Origin of the sequence: Nevskia soli, from assembly GCF_903970205.1 — a bacterium.
In the GTDB taxonomy this organism is placed as follows: Bacteria; Acidobacteriota; Terriglobia; order Bryobacterales; family Bryobacteraceae; genus Bog-113.
In genome coordinates, this window is record NZ_CAJCHS010000178.1 from 1 (window position 1) to 3,731 (window position 3,731).

A 3,731-nucleotide genomic window follows, 5' to 3' on the forward strand; every position below is an offset into this window, starting at 1 on the left:
GATCGACCTCGTGATCGAAGCGGGGTCTACCGTGGCAATCGTGGGCCGCACAGGCAGCGGCAAAACAACTCTGGTGAACCTGATTCCGCGTCTAATGGATCCCGGCTCTGGAACCGTCCGCGTGGACGGTATCGATGTGAAAGACTGCGATCCTTCGGACTTGCGGCACTTGATCGGGATGGTCCCGCAGGAGACGTTCCTCTTCAGCGCGACCATCGCCGAAAACATCGCGTTCGGAGTGGAAGACGCCAGCATGGACGCTGGCATGCAGGCGATCCGACAGGCCGCGGAACTGGCCGGTATCGCTTCCGATATCGAAGCGTTCCCCAACGGATACGAGACCATCGTCGGCGAGCGCGGGTTGACCCTTTCCGGCGGTCAGAAACAACGAACGGCAATCGCCCGCGCGCTGATCCGGCAGCCCCGAGTCTTGATCCTCGATGATGCGTTGTCGAGCGTCGACACGTTGACCGAGGACCGGATCCTCAGCAGCTTGACACACGTGGTAAAGGGCCGCACGGTGATACTGATCTCGCACCGCGTTTCAACGGTGAGAGGCGCGGATGAGATCATCGTGCTCGATCGCGGCAAAGTGGTGGAGCGCGGCACTCATGAACAACTGGTGGCACGCGACGGCTATTACGCGAGCCTTGCCCAGCGGCAAACGCTGGAAGAAGCACTGGAAGCAATCTGAATCTATTGAAGCAGTTGCTCGAGGCTACCCGCTTCTAAGATCCGGAGGCTGAGTGCTTCCAGGTCTTCGGGCGTTTGGTGTGGCGGAATGACGCCAAACCGCCTCTGGAGCAGTCGCCTCCGGATGGTCAACTCCCCAAGTGAAGGTTTGGGCCTACTGAAGCAGTTGCTCGATGCTGCCGGCGTCTAATATCCGGACACTGAGTGCTTCCAGGTCTTCGACCCCTTGGCGGCTGAGCCGCTCCTCCGCCCATTGCGGAATGGGGCCGAACCGCCTGCGGAGTAGACGCCTCAGGATGGTCAGTTCGCCTTCCAGTTTGCCTTCCAGTTTGCCTTCCAGTTTGCCTTCCAGTTTGCCTTCCAGTTTGCCTTCCAATTTGCCTTCCAGTTTGCCCTTAAGTTCGCCTTTGAGTTCGCCTTCCTCAAGACCGCGCTTGTATCCCGGGCCTAGGACCGCATTGTTCATGATAAGTTCGCGAAGATCATCCATTCGTTGAATCCCTTCTTGCACGGCTTTGTCCAGCTTCCGTAAGCCCGCTAAAATCGACAACTGCTCAATCGCCTGCTCCCGCTTTGTCTCGTCGAGCGTTGCGATCTTGCGAAGAATCCGGTCGATCGCGCTTCGCTGGTCCCGCAAACGAGTCAGGATCGCTAGTACATTATCGCCCACATGGTCGCTAGCCAGTAGCGCTTCGCCATCGAGATCGCGCAGATCGATCACCTCGAAACTAAACGCAAAGCGGGGACCCTCCAGACTGGTTTCCATGCGAAGATCCGGCTCTCCCGCATAGAGCACGATCTGCCGGGCAAAGGTACGGTAGATGCGGAAGATCGCCAGCGCGTATTCCGCCATTCGCCGCGGCATTTCCGCATCGTTACTGACCTGCAATTCCAGATGCAAGAGGCTGCCATCGTGGGTTTCTCCCAGCAAGTCCAGCCGGGGATTCGCGACTTTCGGCAATTCAATGTCGAGCCACGTTTCGATCGATAGCCCCGTCGCGGTATAAACGGCGCGTCCGGCGGTGTCCCGCAGCAGCGCCTTCAACGTCACATCATAGGTCTGCGCCATCGGGCTTCTCTATTGTCGTTGGTGGAACTGCGATAGCTAAATACCACGCCCTTTTTCGTCAAAATACGCAATAATGAACCTACCTTGATAGCGAGCATACTCATCGTGGACGATGAACCGGCCATCCGGGAGTTATGCGCGGCCATTCTCACTCAATGCGGATATCGCTGTGAGATGGCCGGTTCGGGAGCCGAGGGGCTGGAGAGGTTTGCATCCGCCCAAGGCGAGTTCGATCTGATTCTCTCCGATGTCGTGATGCCGGACATTAGCGGTCCGGAGATGGTGCGGCGCATGGAGATTATCCGGCCGGATATACGCTCGGTCTACATGTCGGGTTTTCCGGATGCCTCTTTCCCGCCGTCCAAAAAGCGGTCTCCTGTTATCAAGAAGCCCTTCACGACGGACCAACTGACGACTACCATCCGTCAAACGCTGGTCAGGTGATCCGGCCGTGGCGGTCGATACGTAACCGCCTTCCGCGCCACTCTACGGTATTGCCAAACAGGGCGGCCAACCAGACGGCGAACCCAAAAAGATCGCGGAACGGCATCCACCAGAACCAGGCCAGGGATTCGGCATCGCGTAGAACCAAACCGGCAATTGCCAGACCGCAGATCACGCGCACCGCATAGCAGTAGATGGCGACTTCGATGTTGCCTGCGGCAGCAGCGAGCAGGGCCCACGTGAGCGTGAACGTGATTGCGTAACCGAGATGGCCCCCAGGGCGGGAGACGCGGATGGTTCGCGCCCAGCGGAGTTGATGCGACCCGACAGCCCGCCAGTCTCCGCGGCCCAGCCATGTCGCTACCACTGGAGCGCCTAACTCGACTCGCAGCCTGAGGTTCGTTAGTCTTTTGCCGAGCTGATAATCATCGCCGAGGTAATCGGAAATAGCGGCAAATCCTCCGGCGCGATCTAAGTCTGCGGCGCGGAAGGCGAGAGTGGAACCCATGGCGAATTCGTTGACCCCGATCAGGCGCGCGAGGAGCACGCTGGGCGCAAACTCGGTAGCGATCCCAAGGGCCTCGGAGCGCGTCGCGAATGATCCGCCTGCACCGCGGTAGAGACACGTGATCAAACCGATCTTGCCGTCAGCCAGTGGCGCAATGACCTGCCGGAGATAGCTCGGCTCAACGAGGATGTCGCTATCGTTCACCAGCAGATATGGATGGCGCGCTCGCTTCGCGAGTTGATCGAGGACGCCTACCTTCGGGTTCGCTGCGGTCGTTTCGACATCGATGACGCGGATCGGGATCGAGGGGTGCGATCGGGCCAAAGCTTCGATCATTTCGCGCGCGCGATCGTTCGGATCGGTCAGGCCGAAGAGAATTTCGAAGTCCGGGTAGTCCTGAAGGGCATGCGACTCGATTGCGGCGGCGAAGCGCTCGTCGGCGCCCCGGACTGGCTTGAGGATAGAGACAGGCGGCGTGAATTGAGGGTATCGACGGCGGAGCAGATGGCGCACGCCGGCGATGAGCGTGAGTAATTGGTAGGCAGCTGAGGCGAGTGCCGGAATCGCGAACAGGTTCACGCGAGAAGGGCAACGCCGCAAGCAACCAGGCCAGCGCCGGCCCAACGTTTCCAATCAACGTGTTCTTTGAGGACGATCCGCGCGAGTACTGTCTCAAAGACAAGACTGCACGCAGTCGCCGGGACCGCGAAACTCAGGTCTGCGACTGAGACCAGGGCCATGAAGCTGAAGAAAGAGATCGCCATCGCGATCACCGATAGGACCACCCAGCCGTTGCGGGCGAGAGCAGAGAACGTACGGCCTAAAGCGCCGGGATTAAACTCGTGCAGCTCGCCGTGTTGGCGCATCCCGAGGGCTTGGAAGAGATAGCCGGCCGTCGTCGCGGCGACGATGATACCGACTAGAGACCACTTCAGGAACATACCAACTCCTTGGCGGGTTCTACTGTCTTCCTGCGGCGAACGCCTGTGCGGCTCACAAGAAGGACTCCGAGAACAA

The 3,731-nt window shown here is 59.4% G+C and carries 5 protein-coding genes; 2 read left to right on the forward strand and 3 right to left on the reverse strand.

The window, feature by feature from the left end; translation table 11 throughout:
• The coding region (locus H1Y01_RS07900) for an ABC transporter ATP-binding protein (RefSeq protein ID WP_180539898.1) at positions 1 to 694 on the forward strand (694 nt) is incomplete at its 5' end.
• Between the two features lie 153 nt (positions 695 to 847).
• Here H1Y01_RS07900 and H1Y01_RS07905 read toward each other — a convergent pair.
• On the reverse strand, positions 848 to 1,762 hold the full coding sequence (locus H1Y01_RS07905; protein ID WP_180539899.1) for a DUF4351 domain-containing protein: 915 nt from the start codon (positions 1,760 to 1,762) through the stop codon (positions 848 to 850).
• An 84-nt stretch (positions 1,763 to 1,846) separates the two neighbouring features.
• Between H1Y01_RS07905 and H1Y01_RS07910 the strand changes: the two genes are divergently transcribed.
• Positions 1,847 to 2,206, forward strand: a complete 360-nt coding sequence (locus tag H1Y01_RS07910) for a response regulator (RefSeq protein ID WP_180539900.1) — start codon at positions 1,847 to 1,849, stop codon at positions 2,204 to 2,206.
• Here the strand turns inward: H1Y01_RS07910 and hpnI are convergent.
• Both hpnI and H1Y01_RS07920 read right to left on the reverse strand, forming a co-directional pair.
• Complete coding sequence (gene hpnI / locus H1Y01_RS07915; protein ID WP_180539901.1) at positions 2,199 to 3,293, reverse strand: bacteriohopanetetrol glucosamine biosynthesis glycosyltransferase HpnI; 1,095 nt, start codon at positions 3,291 to 3,293, stop codon at positions 2,199 to 2,201. The two genes, H1Y01_RS07910 and hpnI, sit on opposite strands and share 8 nt — an antisense overlap.
• Positions 3,290 to 3,655, reverse strand: a complete 366-nt coding sequence (locus H1Y01_RS07920) for an EamA family transporter (RefSeq protein WP_180539902.1) — start codon at positions 3,653 to 3,655, stop codon at positions 3,290 to 3,292. Before H1Y01_RS07920 ends, hpnI begins: the two co-directional genes overlap by 4 nt.
• Positions 3,656 to 3,731 lie beyond the last annotated feature (76 nt).

Excerpts from the sequence above, each read along its gene's own strand:
- H1Y01_RS07905 (WP_180539899.1), bottom strand. The coding sequence starts at position 1,762 with ATGGCGCAGACCTATGATGTGACGTTGAAGGCGCTGCTGCGGGACACC.
- H1Y01_RS07920 (WP_180539902.1), bottom strand. The coding sequence starts at position 3,655 with ATGTTCCTGAAGTGGTCTCTAGTCGGTATCATCGTCGCCGCGACGACG.